Source organism: Streptomyces sp. UNOC14_S4 (genome assembly GCF_020740835.1).
In the GTDB taxonomy this organism is placed as follows: Bacteria; Actinomycetota; Actinomycetes; order Streptomycetales; family Streptomycetaceae; genus Streptomyces.
This window is the reverse complement of record NZ_JAINFC010000833.1, coordinates 1-2012: the sequence shown is the minus strand read 5'-3', so window position 1 is coordinate 2012 and position 2012 is coordinate 1. Positions and strand designations below refer to the sequence as shown.

2 protein-coding genes and 1 riboswitch are annotated in these 2012 nt (G+C 70.6%); both genes read right to left on the bottom strand.

The features are described 5' to 3' along the window. Positions 1 to 8 precede the first annotated feature (8 nt). Entirely contained in the window at positions 9 to 386 is a 378-nt protein-coding gene (gene gcvH / locus K6I34_RS36245; RefSeq protein WP_229332278.1) for a glycine cleavage system protein GcvH, read from the bottom strand. 77 nt (positions 387 to 463) lie between these two features. Further along, positions 464 to 1579, bottom strand: coding sequence for a glycine cleavage system aminomethyltransferase GcvT (gene gcvT / locus K6I34_RS36240; RefSeq protein WP_229332277.1), 1116 nt, complete (start codon positions 1577 to 1579; stop codon positions 464 to 466). 137 nt (positions 1580 to 1716) lie between these two features. Further along, a riboswitch (glycine riboswitch) is annotated at positions 1717 to 1822 on the bottom strand. Between the last annotated feature and the right edge of the window lie 190 nt (positions 1823 to 2012).

The window sequence follows — 2012 nt, the reverse complement described above, 5'->3', positions numbered from 1 at the left end:
GGGCGGGGTCAGCCGGCGAAGGCGGTGTACTCGTCGGCGGTGAGGAGGTCCGCCGGCTCGTCCGTGATCTTCACCTTGAACAGCCAGCCGCCGGCGAAGGGCTCGGAGTTCACCAGCGCCGGGTCGTCCACGACGTCCTGGTTGGCCTCGACGACCTCGCCCGTCACCGGGGCGAAGAGGTCGCTGACCGACTTGGTGGACTCCAGCTCGCCACAGGTCTCGCCCGCGGTGACCGTGTCACCGACCGCGGGGAGCTGGGCGTAGACCACGTCACCGAGGGAGTTCGCGGCGAACTCGGTGATCCCGACCGTCGCCACGCCGTTCTCGTCGGCGGCCGACAGCCACTCGTGCTCCTTGCTGTAGCGCAGCTGCTGGGGGTTGCTCATGGCTCGATTCTCCTGGATACGCGGGGATGCTTGTGCAATGGGTATTGACAGGTGAGACGCGAGGGGATCGGGAGGCCTCAGCGCTGCCGCTTGTAGAAGGGCAGGGCGACGACCTCGTAGGGCTCATGGCTGCCGCGAATGTCCACGGACACGCCCTTTGTACCGGGTGTGGCGTGCGCGGCGTCGACATACGCGATGGCGATCGGCTTGCCGAGCGTGGGGGAGGGGGCGCCCGAGGTGACCTCGCCGACGACCGCGCCGTCCGCGACCACCGCGAAACCGGCGCGCGGCACCCGGCGGCCCTCGGCGATCAGGCCGACGAGCTTGCGGGGCGGGGCGCTCTCGGCACGCTCCCGGGCGGCCAGCAGGGCCTCGCGGCCGACGAAGTCGCCCTCCTTCTCGAACTTCACGACCCGGCCCAGACCCGCGTCGAACGGGGTGGTCGCGGTCGTCAGCTCGTGCCCGTACAGCGGCATGCCCGCCTCCAGGCGCAGCGTGTCGCGGCAGGAGAGGCCACAGGGCACGAGACCGGCCCCGGCGCCCGCCTCGGTCAGCGCGTGCCACAGCTTCTCGGCGTCGGCCGGGGCGACGAACAGCTCGAAGCCGTCCTCGCCGGTGTAGCCGGTACGGGCGATCAGCGCGGGCACGCCCGCGACGGTGCCCGGCAGGCCCGCGTAGTACTTGAGGCCGTCCAGATCGGCGTCGGTGAGCGACTTCAGGATGCCGGGGGACTCCGGGCCCTGGACGGCGAGCAGCGCGTACGCGTCGCGGTCGTCGCGCACCTGGGCGTCGAAGCCCGCGGCCCGCCCGGCCAGCGCGTCCAGCACCACCTGGGCGTTGGAGGCGTTGGCGACGACCATGTACTCCTCGTCAGCCAGGCGGTAGACGATCAGGTCGTCGAGGATGCCGCCCTCGGCGTTGCAGATCATGGTGTAACGGGCGCGGCCGACCGCCACGCCGCCGATGTTGCCGACCAGGGCGTAGTCCAGCAGGGCCGCCGCCTGCGGGCCGGTCACGGTGCTCTCGCCCATGTGCGAGAGGTCGAACAGACCCGCGCGGGTACGGACCGCGATGTGCTCGTCGCGCTCGCTGCCGTAGCGCAGGGGCATGTCCCAGCCCGCGAAGTCGGTCATCGTGGCGCCGAGCGCGCGGTGCAGCGCGTCGAGCGCGGTACGGCGAGGGGCATCAGTCATGGTGTGGGCTCCCAGGCATGGCAGAAAGGACGTCCTCCCCATCTGTCATCGAACCTGAGAGGTTCACCGGGGACGACGAGGGCCCGCGGCTTGCACCTTCGGTGGGACCGCCGGGGCGGCCCGCTTTTCAGATCTGCCTCGCCCACGCGGTACGGGGCCTGAGAGATTCAAGGGAGGAACTTGCTCCTTCGGCGCCCAGCACGATCGCACGATCAGTGGCTGGAACTCTCCCGCGTGGATTCGAGCGGCCGGTATGCAGTTGGGTACGCAGTTGGCGCGCACATCATTGCACGGACGGGCGCGGGAGGGACTGCCCACCGGCCTCTCAATTGGATTACCTTTCTTTTACGTTCTGTGGGTAGCCGGATGATGACAGGGCGCGCGCCGCGCGGGTGTGGTCCGGCACGGGCGAGGTCCGGCACGGGGGGAAGCG

Coding starts and splice junctions, on each gene's coding strand:
- gcvT (WP_229332277.1), bottom strand. CDS start 1,579: ATGACTGATGCCCCTCGCCGTACCGCGCTCGACGCGCTGCACCGCGCG.
- gcvH (WP_229332278.1), bottom strand. CDS start 386: ATGAGCAACCCCCAGCAGCTGCGCTACAGCAAGGAGCACGAGTGGCTG.